16 protein-coding genes are annotated in these 18,588 nt (G+C 68.3%); 15 read left to right on the top strand and 1 reads right to left on the bottom strand.

Features of this window, described 5'->3' with window-relative positions; all coding sequences use genetic code 11:
* Positions 1-11: 11 nt before the first annotated feature.
* The 15 genes from coaD (at position 12) to VET27_RS19515 (ending at position 17,537) form a co-directional block, all read left to right on the top strand.
* A complete protein-coding gene (coaD, locus tag VET27_RS19585; RefSeq protein WP_526521124.1) occupies positions 12-491 on the top strand; it encodes a pantetheine-phosphate adenylyltransferase in 480 nt (159 codons plus the stop codon).
* 199 nt (positions 492-690) lie between these two features.
* Entirely contained in the window at positions 691-1,428 is a 738-nt protein-coding gene (gene sepIVA, locus VET27_RS19580) for a cell division protein SepIVA (RefSeq protein ID WP_526521122.1), read from the top strand.
* 61 nt (positions 1,429-1,489) lie between these two features.
* Complete coding sequence (locus VET27_RS19575) at positions 1,490-2,113, top strand: YceD family protein (RefSeq protein ID WP_526521120.1); 624 nt, start codon at positions 1,490-1,492, stop codon at positions 2,111-2,113.
* Complete coding sequence (gene rnc, locus VET27_RS19570) at positions 2,110-2,850, top strand: ribonuclease III (protein WP_526521118.1); 741 nt, start codon at positions 2,110-2,112, stop codon at positions 2,848-2,850. Before VET27_RS19575 ends, rnc begins: the two co-directional genes overlap by 4 nt.
* On the top strand, positions 2,843-3,691 hold the full coding sequence (gene mutM, locus VET27_RS19565; RefSeq protein WP_526521115.1) for a bifunctional DNA-formamidopyrimidine glycosylase/DNA-(apurinic or apyrimidinic site) lyase: 849 nt from the start codon (positions 2,843-2,845) through the stop codon (positions 3,689-3,691). The genes rnc and mutM overlap by 8 nt, the downstream gene beginning before the upstream one ends.
* A gap of 31 nt (positions 3,692-3,722) precedes the next feature.
* Positions 3,723-4,130 (top strand): OsmC family protein, encoded by a 408-nt coding sequence (locus VET27_RS19560; RefSeq protein WP_526521113.1) that lies wholly within the window; start codon positions 3,723-3,725, stop codon positions 4,128-4,130.
* Positions 4,127-4,417 carry an acylphosphatase gene (locus VET27_RS19555; RefSeq protein WP_526521111.1) on the top strand — a complete coding sequence of 97 codons (291 nt, stop codon included), beginning with the start codon at positions 4,127-4,129 and terminating at the stop codon, positions 4,415-4,417. The genes VET27_RS19560 and VET27_RS19555 overlap by 4 nt, the downstream gene beginning before the upstream one ends.
* A 26-nt stretch (positions 4,418-4,443) precedes the next feature.
* Positions 4,444-8,040, top strand: a complete 3,597-nt coding sequence (gene smc, locus VET27_RS19550; protein WP_526521109.1) for a chromosome segregation protein SMC — start codon at positions 4,444-4,446, stop codon at positions 8,038-8,040.
* Between the two features lie 36 nt (positions 8,041-8,076).
* Positions 8,077-9,387 (top strand): signal recognition particle-docking protein FtsY, encoded by a 1,311-nt coding sequence (gene ftsY / locus VET27_RS19545; RefSeq protein WP_526521107.1) that lies wholly within the window; start codon positions 8,077-8,079, stop codon positions 9,385-9,387.
* A 213-nt stretch (positions 9,388-9,600) separates the two neighbouring features.
* Entirely contained in the window at positions 9,601-10,935 is a 1,335-nt protein-coding gene (locus tag VET27_RS19540; protein WP_526521105.1) for an ammonium transporter, read from the top strand.
* A 39-nt stretch (positions 10,936-10,974) separates the two neighbouring features.
* The gene (locus tag VET27_RS19535) at positions 10,975-11,313 is read left to right on the top strand and encodes a P-II family nitrogen regulator (protein WP_526521103.1); all 339 of its coding nucleotides are present in this window, start codon (positions 10,975-10,977) and stop codon (positions 11,311-11,313) included.
* 76 nt (positions 11,314-11,389) lie between these two features.
* On the top strand, positions 11,390-13,885 hold the full coding sequence (locus VET27_RS19530; protein WP_526521101.1) for a [protein-PII] uridylyltransferase: 2,496 nt from the start codon (positions 11,390-11,392) through the stop codon (positions 13,883-13,885).
* Between the two features lie 24 nt (positions 13,886-13,909).
* Complete coding sequence (gene ffh, locus VET27_RS19525) at positions 13,910-15,484, top strand: signal recognition particle protein (RefSeq protein WP_526521098.1); 1,575 nt, start codon at positions 13,910-13,912, stop codon at positions 15,482-15,484.
* 1 nt (position 15,485) lies between these two features.
* Entirely contained in the window at positions 15,486-16,565 is a 1,080-nt protein-coding gene (locus VET27_RS19520) for an amidohydrolase family protein (protein ID WP_526521096.1), read from the top strand.
* A gap of 42 nt (positions 16,566-16,607) precedes the next feature.
* Positions 16,608-17,537: a cyclase family protein gene (locus tag VET27_RS19515; protein WP_526521094.1), complete on the top strand. Its 930-nt coding sequence runs from the start codon at positions 16,608-16,610 to the stop codon at positions 17,535-17,537.
* On the opposite strand, the gene VET27_RS19510 is transcribed toward VET27_RS19515, so the two are convergent.
* On the bottom strand, positions 17,527-18,363 hold the full coding sequence (locus VET27_RS19510; protein ID WP_526521092.1) for a D-alanyl-D-alanine carboxypeptidase family protein: 837 nt from the start codon (positions 18,361-18,363) through the stop codon (positions 17,527-17,529). The genes VET27_RS19515 and VET27_RS19510 overlap by 11 nt on opposite strands.
* Positions 18,364-18,588 lie beyond the last annotated feature (225 nt).

Below are 18,588 nucleotides of genomic sequence, written 5' to 3'. Positions count from 1 at the left end.
CGTCGTCGGACATGAGTGGCGCCGTATGCCCAGGTTCGTTCGACCCCGTGACCCTCGGCCACGTCGACGTCTTCGAACGGGCGGCAGCACAGTTCGACGAGGTCGTGGTCGCTGTGCTGGTGAACCCGAGCAAGTCGGGCATGTTCACTGCCGAGGAGCGCATCGAGTTGATCCGCGAGTCGACGGCGCACCTGCCGAATCTGCGGGTGGAGAGGGGCAGCGGCCTGGTGGTCGACTTCGTGAAGTCCCGAGGCCTGACCGCGATCGTCAAGGGGCTGCGTAGCGGCACCGACTTCGACTACGAGCTGCAGATGGCGCAGATGAACAAGCACGTCGCGGGTGTGGACACCTTCTTCGTCGCGACGGCACCCCGGTACTCCTTCGTGTCGTCGTCGCTCGCCATGGAGGTCGCGATCCTCGGTGGTGACGTCTCGGAGTTGCTGCCAGAGCCCGTCAACGTGCGTCTGCGGGCAAAGCTGGCCGAGCGCTGACGACCTCGCCGAGTGTGCGGCCATGGCGGGAAATCCGAGGGAAAGTCGCCCTGGTCGCACGTTGGACGATGACCCATCCTGGCAACCCTACGGGTCGGTACCGACGCGATAACCGCGAATCAACCGGCGTGGCGTGCCTAGTCACACGGGTAACACCAGGCACACTGGTAACGACCAACTAGGCCGGGAGGGTGTTGCCGTGTACCGAGTATTTGAGGCGCTCGACGAGCTCGGAGCGATCGTCGAGGAAGCCCGCGGTGTGCCGATGACGGCCGGCTGCATGGTGCCCCGCGGCGACGTGCTCGAATTGCTGGACGACGTCAAGGACGCCATCCCCGGCGAACTCGACGACGCCCAGGACGTTCTCGACGCTCGCGACGGGATGCTGCGCGAGGCAAAGGATCACGCCGATTCGATGGTCTCGACGGCGACCGCCGAGGCCGACTCGCTGATCAACCACTCCCGCGGCGAAGCGGACCGGATTCTCGCCGACGCCAAGAGCCAGGCCGACCGCATGGTCGCCGAGGCGCGGCAGCACAGCGAACGGATGGTCGGCGAGGCCCGCGAGGAGGCCAACCGCATCATGGCCACCGCCAAGCGTGAGTACGAGGCCAGCACCGGACGCGCCAAGGCCGAAGCCGACCGCCTGATCGAGAACGGCAACCTCTCCTACGAGAAGGCCGTGCAGGAGGGGATCAAGGAACAGCAGCGGCTGGTGTCGCAGACCGAGATCGTGCAGACCGCGACGTCGGAGGCCACCCGCCTGATCGACACCGCCCATGCCGAGGCGGATCGCCTGCGGGGCGAATGCGACATCTACGTGGACAGCAAGCTCGCCGAGTTCGAGGACTACCTCAACGGCACTCTTCGCTCGGTCGGGCGTGGTCGCCACCAGTTGCGGACCGCCGCGGGCACGCACGACTACGCGCAACGGTAGAGAGAGACGCCACGGTCCGACGGATTCGGGTCGGGCCGGACCACGGTCGTAGGATCAGCGGATGGCCGGGAAGTCGAAGCACGCTGCGCGCCGCGGCCCTCGATCGCCCTTCGCGCTGAACATTTCCCGACTAGGTCGTCGGCCCGGCTCGATGGTGACCGTCGAGGAGACCGTGCCCGCACCGTTCCGCATCGGGATCGAGCTCATCGCCATCCCGAAGGGTGCGCCCGTCGAACTCGATCTACGCCTCGAATCGGTATCCGAGGGAGTGCTGGTCAGCGGCACGGTTTCGGCACCCACCGAAGGCGAGTGCGCCCGCTGTCTGACCCCCGTCGCCGGCGACGTCGAGATCACCCTCACCGAGCTGTACGCCTACCCGGACAGCACGACCGAGGCCACGACCGACGAGGACGAGGTCGGGCGCGTCACCTCCGACTCATCGGGTGACACCGTCGACCTCGAACAGCCGATCATCGACGCCGTCGGGATGGAATTGCCGTTCTCACCGGTGTGCCGGGACGACTGCCCGGGCCTCTGCCCGGAGTGCGGTGCCCAGCTGGCCGACTACGAGAACGATGCCGACCCGCACCACCACGACGTCATCGATCCGAGGTGGGCCAAGCTGGCGGCCATGAAGCCCGTCGAGGAGGAGCCGCCGGATCAGGCGGCGGGGGATCGCGAGTGACGGTCGACCGGACACCGCTGCTGGAAGCGCTCGGCGTCGACCTGCCCGACGATCTACTCACCCTGGCCCTGACCCACCGCAGCTACGCCTACGAGGCGGGGGGTCTGCCCACCAACGAGCGGCTCGAGTTCCTCGGCGACGCCGTACTGGGTCTGGTGATCACCGCGGAGATCTTCGCCAAGTACCCGGACCGCAGCGAAGGCGAACTGGCCAAGCTGAAGTCCGCCGTCGTCAACACCCAGGCGCTGGCGCGGATCGCCAGGAACCTCACCGACGACGGGCTCGGCGCGTACCTTCTGCTCGGCCGCGGCGAGGTGGCGAGCGGTGGTGCCCACAAGGCCAACCTGCTTGCGGACGCGGTGGAGTCACTGCTGGGCGCGACGTACGTCCAGCACGGACACGAGGTGGCCCACGACGTCGTCATCCGCATGTTCTCCGGCGCGCTCGAAACCGCCGCGAACCTGGGCGCGGGTCTCGACTGGAAGACCAGCCTGCAGGAGCTCGCGGCGGCCCGCCGGCTGGGCGTCCCAAGTTACGTCGTCTCCTCCACCGGCCCCGAGCACGACAAGCACTTCACGGCGCGGGCGGTCGTCAACGCCGAGGACTACGGCGTGGGCGAGGGCCGGACCAAGAAGGAGGCCGAACAGCAGGCCGCCGCGGCGGCGCACGAGGCGCTCGAGGCGCTCGGCGCGGCTGGGGACCTCCACACCGACACCGAGCCCGAGCGGGATGCCTGAACTTCCCGAGGTCGAGGTCGTCCGGCGCGGGCTCGCCGCGCACGTCGTCGGAAGGACGATCACCGCCGTCCGGGTGAACCATCCCCGCGCGGTCCGACGGCACGAGGAGGGCGCTGCCGATCTGACGGCGCGACTGCTCGACAACGTGGTGACCGGGACGGGCAGGCGCGGGAAGTACCTGTGGCTGACGCTCAGCAGCGGCGACGCCCTGGTGGTCCACCTCGGGATGAGTGGCCAGATGCTACTGGGACCCGTCGCGAAGACCGAGCACCTACGCGTGGCCACCCTGCTCGACGACGGTACGGCGATGAGCTTCGTCGATCAGCGCACGTTCGGCGGCTGGATGATGGCCGACCTCGTCACCGTCGACGGCACCGAGGTCCCCGTCCCCGTCGCGCACGTGGCGCGCGACCCGCTGGATCCGTTGTTCGATGGGGCGGCCGTGGTAAAGGTGTTGCGGCGCAAGCACTCCGAGATCAAGCGTCAACTGCTGGACCAGACGGTGGTGTCGGGCATCGGCAACATCTACGCCGACGAGTCGCTGTGGCGCGCCAAGGTCAACGGGGCGCGCATCGCGGAATCGCTGACCAAACCGACGCTGGCCGCGATCCTCGGCCACACCGCCGACGTCATGCGCGACGCCCTCGGTCAGGGCGGCACGTCGTTCGACTCGCTGTACGTCAACGTCAACGGCGAGTCGGGATACTTCGACCGGTCGCTGGACGCCTACGGCCGCGAGGGCGAGCCGTGCCGACGCTGCGGTGCGCTCGTGCAGCGCGACAAGTTCATGAACCGGTCGTCGTACTACTGCCCGAAATGTCAACCGCGGCCGAGGCGTTGATGGTTCTACGTGACATGGGGAAAGAGGACTGATGACTGATCTCTGGGTCGAGCGCACGGGCGTGCGCCGCTATACCGGTCGCAGCACGCGGGGAGCGGAGGTGCTGGTCGGCTCCGAAGACGTCGACGGCGTGTTCACCCCGGGCGAGCTGCTCAAGATCGCGCTCGCGGCGTGCAGCGGCATGAGCAGCGACCACGCACTGCGCAGTCGGCTGGGTGACGACTACGAGGCCACAGTCAGGGTCTCCGGTCCCGCCGACCGCGAGCAGGAGCGCTACCCGCTGATCGAGGAGAACCTCGAGGTCGACCTGTCGGCACTGTCGGAGGAGGAGATCAGGAAGCTTCTCGTCATCGTCGAGCGTTCGATCGACAAGGTGTGCACCGTCGGCCGCACCCTCAAGACCGGCGCCGAGGTGACGTTCGAGGTCACCCAGAAGTGATTCCGCCGGCAGGCGAGGACGTCCGCCTCACCGCGTGGGTGCACGGCCGCGTTCAGGGTGTCGGGTTCCGCTGGTGGACGCGCTCGAGGGCGTTGGAACTCGGGCTCACCGGGTTCGCGGCAAACAAGGATGACGGCCGCGTGCACGTCGTCGCCCGCGGATCGCGCGCTGCATGTCAGCGGCTGCTCGACCTGCTGCAGGGTGGGGCCACACCGGGGCGCGTCGACACCGTCGTCTACGAATGGTCGGGGCCCGGCGACCCGACCGAGGGCTTCGCCGAGCGATAGCAACTGCGCAGGTAAGCTCGCACGTCATGCATCTCAAGAGTCTGACGTTGAAGGGCTTCAAGTCCTTCGCTTCGCCGACGACTCTGCGCTTCGAGCCGGGCATCACGTGCGTCGTCGGACCCAACGGATCGGGCAAGTCGAACGTGGTCGACGCCTTGACGTGGGTGATGGGCGAGCAGGGCGCCAAGACGTTGCGTGGCGGCAAGATGGAGGACGTCATCTTCGCCGGTACGTCGTCACGGGCGCCGCTGGGCCGCGCCGAGGTGACGTTGACGATCGACAACTCCGACAATGCGCTGCCGATCGAGTACTCCGAGGTGTCGATCACCCGACGGATGTTCCGCGACGGTGCAGGCGAATACGAGATCAACGGCACCAGCTGCCGGCTGATGGACGTTCAGGAACTGCTGTCGGACTCGGGTATCGGCCGCGAGATGCACGTCATCGTCGGCCAGGGCAAGCTGTCCGAGATCCTCGAGTCGCGGCCGGAGGACCGTCGCGCGTTCATCGAGGAAGCCGCCGGCGTGCTCAAGCACCGCAAGCGCAAGGAGAAGGCGGTCCGCAAGCTCGACTCGATGTTGGCGAACCTCAACCGGCTCACCGACCTGACGAGCGAGTTGCGCCGTCAGCTCAAGCCGCTGGGACGCCAGGCCGAGATGGCGCGGCGGGCGCAGACCATCCAGGCCGACCTGCGCGACGCCCGGCTGCGGTTGGCTGCCGACGACCTCGTAATCCGGCGCGCCGAGTTCAACGACACCAACCAGGCCGAGACGACGCTGCGGCGCGAGCACGACGAGATCAGCACCCGCCTGGAAACCGCGACCATCGAGCTGACGACCCACGAAACCGCGGTGGCCGGTCTGAGCGGGCGCGCGGAGGCGGCACAACAGACGTGGTTCCGGCTGTCCGCGCTCGCGGAACGGGTCAGCGCCACCGTGCGCATCGCCAGCGAGCGAACACAACTTCTCGACGCCGACGCCGAGGTGTCCCAGGGCGCCGATCCGGACGCCCTCGAGGCGCAGGCAGACGAGGTCGCCGCACACGAACAGCAGCTGCTCGTCGAGCTTGCACGGTGCCGAGAGCGGCAGGAGGCGGCGCGCGCGGAACTGAGTGAGCGCGAACGCATCGCCGCCGAGGCCGAACGCGCGCATCTCGCGGCAGCCCGGGCGGAGGCCGACCGCCGCGAGGGGCTGGCCCGGCTCTCCGGTCAGGTCGACACCATCCGCACCCGCGTCGAGTCGATCGACGAAGGCGTGGCACGTCTCACGGTCAGCATCGAAGAGTCCGCGATGCGGGTTCAGCAGTCCAGGGTCGACTTCGAGACCGTCCAGACGCGCGTCGGTGAACTCGACGCCGGTGAGGTCGGTCTCGACGATCAACACGACCGGACGGTGACCGCGCTGCGTCTTGCCGACGCGCGGGTCGCGGAACTACAGGCTGCCGAGCGTGACGCCGAACGCCAGGTTGCGTCGTTGCGAGCGCGCATCGACGCGCTGGCAGTCGGGTTGGACCGCAGGGACGGCGCCGCCTGGCTGCAGAATAACCACGACGGCTCGGGACTCTTCGGTTCGGTGGCCAAGATGCTGCGGGTGCGCGCCGGACACGAAGCTGCGGTCGCGGCCGTACTCGGCTCGGCGGCCGATGCAGTGGCCGCCGAGAGTTTCGGAGCTGCGCACTCAGCCGTCGCGGCACTCAAGCGGGCCGACGGTGGCCGCGCCGCGATCGTGCTTGGTGACTGGCCCGAAACCGAGTCGCCGCAACGAGATTCGGGGGAGGTGCTGCCCGATGGTGCACTGTGGGCAGTCGATCTGGTCGAGCCGGCCCCGCGTCTTCGCGGCGCCATCGAGGCGATGCTCGCCGGTGTGGTGGTGGTCCCCGATCTGACCGCGGCGCTGGACCTCGTCGCGTCCCATCCCCGGCTGCGCGCGGTCACCACCGACGGAGACCTGGTGGGTGCCGGCTGGCTCACCGGCGGCTCCGATCGCAAGCCGAGCACGTTGGAGATCACCTCCGAAATCGACAAGGCCCGTGCGGAATTGGAGTCCGCCGAGCGACAGGTCTCCGAACTGACGGCGGCGTTGTCGGGTGCCCTAGCCGAGCAGGTATCTCGCCAGGACGCTGCCGAGGACGCCCTCGCGGCGCTCAACGAATCCGATGCAGCGATCTCGGCGATCTACGAACAGCTCGGCAGGCTGGGGCACGAAGCCCGTGCCGCAGAGGAGGAGTGGCAGCGCCTCAACGGCCAGCGCAACGAGCTCGAGGCGGGCCGGGTGAAGACCGTCGAGGAGCTGCCAGCCCTCGAGGAACGACTGCGTAATGCGCAGGAGCTACCTACCTTCGATGCGGAACCAGTCGATCGCCAGGAATCCGTCGCGGCTGCCGAGGCGTCGCGGGCCGCCGAGTTCGAGGCGCGGCTGGCAGTTCGCACCGCGGAGGAACGTGCGAATGCCGTTCGCGGACGGGCGGACTCGCTCCGCCGTGCGGCGGCCGCCGAGCGTGAGGCGCGGCTGCGCACGCAGCGGGCTCGCGAGGCGCGCGAGCATGCCGCCACGGTGGCGGCAGCGGTCGCGGAGTCGGGCCGTCTGGTCGCCGCTCGGTTGGCCACCGCGGTGGCGGTGGCGGGTCGCACCAGGGATGGCCTGGCCGCCGAGCGCAGCCACCGCGCCGAGGCGCTGAGCAGAGTGCGCCAGGAGGTCGACGAACTCAACGCCAGGCTCACCGCGCTCACCGACTCGCTGCATCGCGACGAGGTCGCGAAAGCTCAGGCGGCGCTCCGCATCGAACAACTCGAGCAACACGCGCTCGAACAGTTCGGCATGGCGACCGACGACCTCATCGAGGAATACGGCCCGCACGTGCCGCTGCCGCCGTCGGAGTTGGAGATGGCCGAGTACGAGCAGGCCAGGGAGCGTGGAGAGCAGGTCACGGCGCCCGCGCCGATGCCGTTCGACCGGGCCACGCAGGAACGTCGAGCAAAGAAGGCCGACCGTGAGCTCGCCGAAATCGGACGGGTGAATCCTCTTGCGCTGGAAGAGTTTGCAGCGCTGGAGGAGCGCTACAACTTCCTGTCCACACAGCTCGAGGACGTCAAGGCGGCGCGCAAGGATCTGCTCGACGTGATCACCGACGTGGACGAGCGCATCCTGCAGGTCTTCGCCGAGGCGTACGCCGACGTGGAGCGCGAGTTCACTCAGGTGTTCGCCACGCTGTTTCCCGGCGGCGAGGGTCGTCTTCTTCTGACCAACCCCGACGACATGCTGACCACCGGCATCGAAGTCGAGGCCAGACCGCCCGGCAAGAAGATCAAGCGGCTGTCCCTGCTGTCCGGTGGCGAGAAGTCGCTGACGGCGGTCGCGATGCTCGTCGCCATCTTCCGGGCCCGCCCGTCACCCTTCTACGTCATGGACGAGGTCGAGGCCGCGCTCGACGACGTCAACCTGCGCCGCCTGATCAGCCTCTTCGAGCAGCTCCGTGAACGCTCCCAGCTGATCGTCATCACGCACCAGAAGCCGACCATGGAGGTGGCCGACGCGTTGTACGGCGTCACCATGCGCGACGACGGCATCACCACCGTGATCTCGCAGCGGATGCGGGGCCAGGAACTCGTCACCGCGACCACCTGAGCCCGCCGGCGGAACCCACCCTGAGACAATGATGTGGTGTCTGAAGGTCTCTGGATCGCCCTAGCGGTCATCGCCGTTCTCGTCGTAGCAGCGCTGGTCGTCGGACTGGTGCGCTACCGGCGGCGACGGATCAGCTTGTCGGCGCCGGAGGATGCCACTTCCCTCGAGAAACCCGTGGACAAGTCCGGCGGGTACACGGCGTCCTCGACGATCTCGTTCACCCAGGCGACGGATACGGCCGCACCACCTGTGGCGAGGCTGGACACCCTCGGCCTTCCGGCCGTCGGGGACGACGCCACCATCCCGCGCGATGCGCCCAAGCGGTCCATCTCCGACGTGCAACTGCCCGAACCGCCGGCGCCGGAACGCCCCGAGGTCGAACCCGAACCCGAACCTCCTCCCGCGGCGCCGGAGATCGAGCCGATCGCCCCGCCGGATGGCAGGCTGGAACGTCTTCGCGGGCGGCTCTCGAAGTCACAGAACGCCCTTGGCCGCAGCATGCTCGGCCTGCTCGGCGGCGGGGATCTCGACGAGGACTCCTGGGAGGCCATCGAGGACACCCTGCTCGTCGCCGATCTCGGTCCCGTCGTCACCGAGAACGTGGTCACCGCTCTGCGAGCCCGGATGGCCGCAACCAGTGTCCGGTCCGAGGCCGATGCTCGAGCGGTGCTCCGCGACGTCCTCATCAACGAGCTCCGCCCTGACCTGGACCGCTCGATCAGGGCGCTGCCACATGCCGACAAGCCCTCGGTATTGCTCGTCGTCGGCGTCAACGGAACGGGCAAGACGACGACCGTCGGCAAGCTCGCCCGGGTCCTCGTCGCCGACGGCCGACGCGTCGTTCTCGGAGCGGCCGACACGTTCCGCGCCGCGGCGGCCGACCAGTTGCAGAGCTGGGCGGCCAGGGTCGGAGCCGAGGTCGTGTGTGGCCCGGAGGGCGCCGATCCGGCGTCGGTGGCGTTCGACGCCGTCGATCAGGGCATCGCCACCGGCGCCGACGTCGTGGTCATCGACACCGCGGGCCGGCTGCACACCAAGACGGGCCTGATGGACGAGCTCGGCAAGGTCAAACGGGTCGTGACGAAGCGCGCCGTGGTCGACGAGGTCCTCCTGGTGCTAGACGCCACGATCGGCCAGAACAGCCTGCCACAGGCGAGGGTCTTCGCGGAGGTGGTCGACATCACCGGTGTCGTCCTGACGAAGCTCGACGGTACGGCCAAGGGCGGCATCGTGTTCCGCGTGCAGCAGGAGCTGGGCGTACCGGTGAAGCTCGTCGGACTCGGGGAGGGACCCGACGACCTCGCGCCGTTCGAGCCCGCCGCGTTCGTCGACGCCCTGCTCGGCTGACGAGCGCTTGCGCGAGGAACATCGGTGCCTGACGAGCGCTTGCGCGGGGAACATCGGTGCCTGACGAGGCGATTAACACCGTCGAAACGCAATAGGCCGATCCGTTCACATGGGCGAAACACGGGCGGCTCATTGGCGAAACAACCAGTGCGCATTGTCTTGGCCTAGGTCATCGGTGACTAACCGTGGCATGGGCGAAGGAGGAAACTGGGAGTGGACGGATTTCCGATAATGGGTGCGCCGGACACCGGCGACACGGCATGGATGTTGGCCAGCGCCGCACTCGTGCTGCTGATGACCCCTGGACTGGCCTTCTTCTACGGCGGCATGGTTCGCGCCAAGGGCGTCCTGAACATGCTGATGATGAGCATCAGCTCCATGGGTGTCGTCACGGTGTTGTGGGTGCTCTACGGCTACTCGATGGCGTTCGGCAACGACAAGTTCAACCTCTTCGGCGACCCGACGCAGTACTTCGGACTCAAGGGAATCATCGGCGGTAATGCCGCGGAAGCGGTCGTCGCAGATCCCAGCCTGGGCGTGGAAGCTGCTGACGCCATCACCATTCCACTTGCCGGGACCATCCCGATGTCGGTGTTCGTGGCCTTTCAGCTCATGTTCGCGATCATCACCGTGGCGCTGATCTCGGGTGCGGTGGCCGATCGCCTGAAGTTCGGCGGCTGGCTGCTGTTCTCGGGCCTGTGGGTCACGGTCGTCTACTTCCCGGTGGCGCACTGGGTGTTCGCCTTCGACGGCTTCACCGGTGAGACGGGCGGCTGGATCGCCAACAAACTCGCCGCGGTCGACTTCGCGGGTGGTACCGCCGTGCACATCAACGCCGGTACCGCGGGCCTGGTGCTGGCCATCATGCTCGGCAAGCGCCGTGGCTGGCCCGGAGCGCCGATGCGCCCGCACAACCTGCCGTTCGTGATGCTCGGCGCCGGTCTGCTGTGGTTCGGCTGGTACGGGTTCAACGCCGGATCGGCCGTCGGCTCAGGCGGTTTGGCCGGTGCGACCTTCCTCACCACGACGGTCGCCACCGCCGCCGCGATGCTGGCATGGCTGCTCACCGAAAAGATCCGGGACGGCCACGCCACGTCGCTCGGCGCCGCGTCGGGCATCGTGGCCGGTCTGGTCGCCATCACCCCGTCCTGCTCCTCGGTGAATGTCGTTGGCGCACTGGTGATCGGCGTCGTGGCAGGCGTACTCTGCGCCCTTGCCGTCGGGCTGAAGTTCAAGCTCGGCTTCGACGACTCGCTCGACGTCGTCGGCGTCCACCTCGTCGGTGGCCTCATCGGCACCCTGCTGGTCGGCCTGGTCGCCGCACCCGAGGCGGGCGCCGGTGTGGCAGGACTGTTCTACGGCGGTGGATTCGACCAGCTGTGGAGGCAGGGAGTCGGAGCCGGTGCGGTCCTGCTGTACTCGGCAATCGGTACCGCCGTGGTCGCCCTCATCGTCAAGTTCACCATCGGGTTGCGACTTGACGAAGAGGAAGAGGCCAACGGCATCGACGAAGCCGAACATGCGGAAACGGCTTATGAACTCGCGTGATCGGGAACAATTGACGGTGACTTGGAAGGAACTGACCAAATGAAGCTGATCACTGCGATCGTCAAGCCGTTCACACTGGAGGACGTCAAGACGGGTCTCGAGCAGGCGGGCATCCTGGGGATGACCGTCAGCGAGGTGCAGGGCTATGGCAGGCAGAAGGGCCACACCGAGGTCTACCGTGGTGCGGAGTACTCCGTCGACTTCGTGCCGAAGGTGCGGGTCGAGGTCCTGGTGGACGACTCCGCCGTCGACAAGGTGGTGGACGTCGTCGTTCAAGCCGCGCGCACCGGCAAGATCGGTGACGGCAAGGTGTGGGTCAGCCCCGTCGACACCGTCGTCCGCGTGCGGACCGGTGAACGGGGGACCGACGCCATTTGATGGAGGAGTGATCTGAGCGTCGTCTCCCGGACGCGCATCGAAGGCAAGATCAACAGCACGTCCGGGGAGGACCGAGATGACAAAGCAGACACCAGATCCCGCCGCCGGGGCCTCTCGATGGGAGGCGCCGGCGGCGGGTTCGTCGCGTCCGGCGAACGATCTGGCTACCGCCGCCGAACAACTGCTCACCGGCGGGTCGCGCCTCGACTCCGCAGCGCTGCGTGAAGCGCTGCTCGATCTGAACGAATTCTGGCTCACCACCAAGGCTGCCGAGATCGGCATCACGTCCACCAGTGGATTCGCCATCGTCGCGACCGGTGGCCTCGGTCGAGGCGAACTGCTGCCGTACTCAGATCTGGATCTGACCCTGGTCCACGACGAGATGCCCCGCGACGTGGTGTCGCAGGTGGCCGAGCTGCTCTGGTATCCGTTGTGGGACGCCAACATTCACATCGACCACAGCGTTCGCACGGTGCCGGAGGCGCTCAAGGTGGCCGGCGAGGACATCTCGGCGGGCCTCGCCATGCTCGATGCCCGGCACATCGCGGGTGACGCCGATCTGACGGCGCTCCTCGTCGGCGGCGCCCGTCGCCAGTGGCGAACCGGTATCGCGCCCCGCTTCGAAGAACTCGTCGATCACACGCGCGCGCGTTGGGTTCGCAGCGGCCAGATCGCTCACCGTGCCGAACCCGATCTGAAGAACGGACGGGGTGGCCTGCGCGACGTGCAGCTGCTCAATGCGCTGGCCATCGCGCAATTGGCGGACGCGTACCCGAGCCGTTCGCTGGCCTCACCCACCGGTTCGCTGGGCGATGCGCACCTGGCCCTGTTGAACGTGCGCACCGAGCTGCACCGGGTCTCGCGCCGTGGCCGGGAGATGCTGTTGGCCCAGTTCGCCGACGAGATCGGCGCGGCCCTGCACATCGGCGACCGCTTCGATCTCGCGCGCATGCTCAGTGACGCGGCGCGCACCATCAGCTACTACGTGGACGCCGGCATCCGGACTGCGTCGAATGCGTTGCCGCGCCGTGGATTGTCCGCACTGCGGCGGCCCGTGCGCCGACCCGTCGGCGAAGGCGTCATCGAGTACGGCGGCGAGGTCATGCTGGCCCGCGACGCCCGCCCCGAACGCGATCCGGGCCTCATTCTGCGGGTCGCGGCCGCGTCGGCCACGACCGGATTACCGATGTCGGCGTCGACCCTGAGTCGATTGGCCGAGACGGCGCCGGAACTGCGCACGCCGTGGCCTCGTCAGGCGCTCAAGGACCTGTTGGTGATGCTGGCCGCCGGTCCCGCCACCGTGGCCACCGTCGAGGCCCTAGACCGAACCGGCTTGTGGGGCAGGCTCTTCCCCGAATGGGGTGCCGTCCGAGACCTACCGCCCCGTGACATCGTCCACATCTGGACCGTCGACCGGCATCTCGTCGAAACCATCTCGCGCGCAAGCGCGTTCACCACGCGGGTATCGCGACCAGATCTGCTCGTGCTCGGTGCTCTGGCACACGACATCGGCAAGGGACGCGGCGGTGACCACAGCGTGATCGGCGCCGATCTGGCGACCCAGATCGGCACCAGGCTGGGCCTGTGGCCGTCGGACGTCGCACTGCTGTCCAAGATCGTGCGCTACCACCTGCTGCTCCCCGACACCGCAACGCGCCGCGACCTGCAGGACCCCAAGATCATCGCGTCCGTCGTGGATGCACTGGACGGCGACCCGGTGCTGCTCGAACTGCTGCATGCGCTCGCGGAGGCCGATTCCCTGGCCACCGGGCCGGGAGTGTGGGGTGACTGGAAGGCCTCTCTCATCGGTGATCTGGTCCGCCGCTGCAGGCTGGTGATGGCTGGCGATCCGTTGCCGAAACCCGATCCGATTGAGCCACGGCATCTTTCGCTGGCTGCCGACCGTGGAGTGCACGTCGAGCTGGTGGCCGGCGACAGCCCGCACATCTTCAACGTCGCGATGATCGCCCCCGACCGTAGGGGCCTGCTGTCCAAGGCGGCGGGGGTGATGGCGCTGAACTCTTTGCGGGTGCATTCGGCGTCGGTCAACAGTCACGACGGCGTCGCGATCAACACGTTCGTGGTGTCGCCACACTTCGGCTCGCCGCCGGCCGCCGAGCTGCTGCGTGAACAGTTCGTGCTGGCGTTGGCGGGCGACCTCGACGTCATCGGTTCGCTCGAACGCCGGGACCGCGACGCCGCCGCCACCAACACGACGCGTGCGGGGGACATCCCGGACGCCGTGCCGATCAACGCCCCCCCGCCGCCACGCATCCTCTGGTTCGACGGCACGTCTCCCGGCGAGTTCGTCCTGCAGATCCGCAGCACGGACCGTGCGGGGCTGCTGGCACGACTGACTGCCGTCATCGAGCGGGACGGGATCGACATCGCCTGGGCGAAGGTCACCACTCTGGGATCGTCGGTGGTAGATGCCTTCGGCATCGTGGTGCCCGCGCTGGCCGCCGGCGACGCGACGCAGGACCATTCGGAGGCGCGCAAGGAACTCGAGCGTGACCTCTTCACCGTGCTTCCCACGCCGACACCGGCGAAGGCGGTGCCGGAGGCCAGTTAGTAGGTGGGCGGCTAGGCTAACCACGTGTTCGAATCCCTGTCCGACCGATTGACCGGCGCCCTCTCGGGCCTCCGCGGCAAGGGTCGGCTCACCGACGCCGACATCGACGCCACGGCGCGCGAGATCCGGCTGGCCCTGCTCGAGGCAGACGTCTCGCTGGCCGTCGTGCGTGCCTTCATCACCCGGGTCAAGGACCGTGCCAAGGGCGCGGAGGTATCCGGCGCCCTGAACCCGGCCCAACAGGTCGTCAAGATCGTCAACGACGAGCTGGTCGGCATCCTCGGTGGCGAGACCCGGCAGCTGGCGTACGCCAAGACGCCGCCGACGGTCGTCATGCTCGCGGGCCTGCAGGGTTCCGGTAAGACGACGCTGGCGGGCAAGCTCGCCAAGTGGTTCAGGGACCAAGGCCATACGCCGCTGCTGGTGGCCTGCGACCTGCAGCGACCCGGGGCGGTCAACCAGCTGCAGATCGTCGGTGAGCGTGCGGGCGTGCAGGTGTTCGCGCCGCATCCGGGCGTCTCTCCCAGTGGCGCCGACTTGGAGGCGATGAAGGCGGGCGATCCCGTCGCGGTCGCCGCCGCCGGACTCGCGGAGGCCAAGACCAAGCACTTCGACGTCGTGATCGTCGACACCGCGGGCCGCCTCGGCATCGACGAGGAGTTGATGAACCAGGCGGCCGCGATCCGGGACGCGGTCGACCCCGACGAGGTGCTGTTCGTCCTCGACTCGATGATCGGCCAGGACGCCGTGATGACCGCGGAGGCGTTCCGCGAGGGTGTCGGGTTCACGGGCGTGGTCCTGACCAAGCTGGACGGCGATGCCCGCGGCGGCGCCGCGCTGTCGGTGCGAGAGATCACCGGCGTACCGATCCTGTTCGCGTCGGACGGCGAGAAGCTCGAGGACTTCGACGTCTTCCATCCCGACCGGATGGCCGGCCGCATCCTCGGCATGGGCGACGTGCTCACCCTCATCGAGCAGGCCGAGCAGGTCTTCGATGCGCAGAAGGCCGAGGAGGCTGCGGCCAAGATCGGCAGCGGCGAGCTCACGCTGGAGGACTTCCTCGAGCAGATGTTGATGATCCGGAAGATGGGTCCGATCGGCAACCTGCTCGGCATGCTGCCCGGCGCCGGCCAGATGAAGGATGCGCTGGCGGCAGTCGACGACACCCAACTCGACCGCGTCCAGGCCATCATCCGTGGCATGACGCCCGCCGAGCGCGCGGACCCGAAGATCATCAACGCGTCGCGGCGGTTGCGCATCGCGAACGGTTCCGGTGTCAACGTCTCGGAGGTCAACCAGCTCGTCGACCGGTTCTTCGACGCCCGCAAGATGATGTCGTCGATGGCCGGCCAGATGGGAATGCCGTTCGCCCGCAAGAGTTCTTCGCGCAAGGCCGTCAAGGGCAAGAACAAGCAGAAGAACAAGAAGGGCGGTCGGGGGCCGACGCCGCCGAAGGTGAACAACCCGCTCGGCGTGGGCGGGGGCGGGCTCCCCGCGGGATTCCCCGACCTGTCGAACATGCCGAAGGGCCTGGACGAACTACCGCCGGGCCTGGCCAACATCGACCTGTCCAAGCTGAAGTTCCCCGGCCAGAAGTAAGTTGACGTTGCACCTGCGGGGCAGGGGTCTGCCCGACGGTGAACCGGTCGAGTGGTGGGTGATCGACGGGCGACTCAGCGCCGAACCCGTCGCCGACGCCGAGACCGTGTTCGGTGCCGATGGGGCTGGCGGCTGGATCATCCCCGGCCTGGTCGACGCGCACTGTCACGTCGGCCTCGGGCCAGGCGGGCCCACCGACTTCGATGAAGCCATCACGCAGGCCGAGACCGAACGGGACGCCGGCGCGCTGCTGCTGCGTGATGCCGGTTCGCCCGTCGACACCCGCAGCTTCGACGATCGCGAGGACCTGCCGCGCATCATCCGCGCCGGCCGTCACCTGGCCCGCCCCAAGCGCTACATGTCAAAGCTGCCGATCGACGTCGAGGACGAGTCGCAACTGCCCGCCGCGGTCGCCGAGCAGGCCCGTTGGGGTGACGGCTGGGTGAAGTTGGTGGGGGATTGGATCGACAGGGGCGTCGGCGATCTCACGCCACTGTGGTCTGACGACGTCCTGGTCGAGGCCATCGCCGCCGCGCACGCCGAGGGTGCCCGGGTGACTGCGCACGTGTTCGGCGAGGACGCCCTGCCCGGTCTCATCAACGCGGGGATCGACTGCATCGAGCACGGCACCGGCATCACCGACGACGTCATCGCGCTGATGCTGGAGCACGGAACGGCACTGGTGCCGACGCTGATCAACATCGAGAACTTCCCCGGCATCGCCGAAGCGGCGGCCAAGTATCCGACCTACGCCAAGCACATGCGGGACCTCCATGCCTCCTGCAAGCAGCGGGTCGGCGCCGCGCACGACGCCGGCGTCCCCATCTATGCGGGGACCGACGCGGGCGGCATGATCGCCCACGGCCGGATCGCCGACGAGGTGCACGCGCTCAAGACCGTCGGCATGAACCCGACGGACGCGCTCGGCGCGGCGTGCTGGGATGCCAGGGCGTGGCTGGGCAGGCCCGCGCTGCAGCATGGCGCGTCGGCCGACCTGCTCTGCTACACAGACGATCCCCGCAATGGCAACGTCCTGAATCATCCGGAGCTCGTCGTCCTGCGCGGCCGCGTCTTCCGCTGACGCCGATCCGGCGGGCGCGCCGCCCTCCGTACGCTCACTCCCATGCCGGATCATCGCGCCCACTTCGACTTCGACATCCGATTCGCGAACGGGGGAGACCTGAAGGGCACGGGCTTCCGCCTGGACCTGCCCGCGGCAGACCTCGACGTTGATGCGATCGGCAAGCTCCTGGTGCGCCATCTGGGGCTCGCCCTCGTCGACAGCGTCGAACTGCGCGGGCTGCGAATCGTCGAGGAACCGCACCGCGGCAGCCGAGGCGTCGCCGATCCGGCCGACCCGACGGCATCGACCCACGTCGTCGACCTCAGCCACCCAATCCGGGCGGGACTCGTCACCTACCCCGGGCTACCCGCTCCCGTCATCGAGCCACATCTCACGCGGGAGCGCTCGAGGGCCATCTACGCACCCGGCACCGAGTTCGCGATGGACGTGATCACGATGATCGGCAACACCGGCACCTACCTGGACTCACCTTTTCACCGCTACGCCGACGGAGCCGACCTCGCCGCTCTCGACCTCGCGACGTTGGTCGGGCTGCCTGCCGAGGTGTTTCACCTCACCGACGCGTGGGACCCCAATCGGCGCGGCATCCGTGCGGAGACCCTTGCCGACCGCGACGTCCGCGGTGCCGCGGTACTGCTACACACCGGCTGGGACCGATTCTTCGGGACGCCAGAATACGGTGTCGGCGCGCCGTTCCTGACCGCCGACGGCGCCCGCCACCTCATCGACGCAGGGGCAGCGCTCGTCGGGATCGACTCGGTGAACATCGACGACACGGAATCCGGGGGCGAGCGGCCCGCTCACTCCCTGCTGCTCGGCGCGGGGGTGCACGTCGTCGAGCACCTCACCAATCTGGGTGCGCTGCCACCGCGCGGGGCACGGTTCACCGCCGCTCCGCCGGCCGTCGAGGGTTTCGGCACGTTTCCCGTCCGCGCGTTCGCGGAGCTACCGATCGGCACTACTGGTTGAAACCCCAGTCGAACAGGCCGATCGCCTGATCGTAGAGATCACCCGTCCCGTACATCTGCACGACGACGAGGCGCCGGTTGCCCCGCTGCGCGGCGCCGACATAGGTCTTGCGCGCCAGATTGGTGAAGCCCGTCTTGCCGCCCAGATCACCGGGATAGCGGGACAGCAGTTCGTTCTGCGCAGTGAGGGTCTTGCCGGGGAACTGGGCCGACGGCTGCCGCAGGATGTAGGCGATCAGCGGGTTGGCCAGCGCCGCGCGGAAGATCACCGCCAAGTCGTGGGGTGTGGTGACGGACTCCCAACCGGGCCCGTCCAACCCCGACGGCGAACCCGCGCGGGTGCTGCGCGCGCCGAGTTGCTGGGCCTTGGCGTTCATCCTCGCAACGGCGACGCGTTGACCTCCGAGCATGTCGGCCAGCATGTTCGCGGCGTCGTTGCCCGACACCATCAGCAGTCCCTCGAGCAGTTGGCGGGTCGTGTAGGGCTGGCCGGGTGTCAATCCCACGCACGAGCATTCGACTCGTTCGTGCGATTCGTTCGCCCGCGCGAAGGAATTCGGGTTGAGGTTGTCGACGACCACGAGAGCCAACAGTGTCTTGATGGTGCTTGCGGGCGCATGTGAGCCGTTGGCATCCTTCGCCGCGAGGACGCGCCCGCTGTCCAGATCGGCCACCAGCCACGCCTCCGCCGGACCGTCCGGCGGGGCGACGACCGCGCCTGCGGGTTCGATCGCGGGTTGCGCCACGGCGACGGGTGCGACGGGTGCGGCGGTCGCGGTCAGCGCCGTGCCGAGGGCGAGCGCCGTCGCCGCGAACAGTCTTCGCACAACGCGACTGTAGGGATCCCAGGACTCGTCCAGCGCGCGATCAGGTCTCTGTCAGGTATCGAGCCCCGGTGTGTCCAGCCAGTCAGAAGGGCGGCGGTTCCGGCTCCTTCGTGAGGGTGTCCTCGTATTCGATGTCTTCGTCGCGTCGGAACTCGGGTGTGGCTGCGGTGGTGCGCATGTCGTGGTTGTGTTGGCGTTCGGCGGTGATGGCGGCGGCGCGGTCTT

The sequence above is a fragment of the Mycobacterium sp. genome, from assembly GCF_035633495.1.
GTDB lineage: Bacteria > Actinomycetota > Actinomycetes > Mycobacteriales > Mycobacteriaceae > Mycobacterium.
The sequence above is the reverse complement of the archived record's forward strand: the minus strand, read 5'-3'. Positions and strand labels throughout refer to the sequence as shown.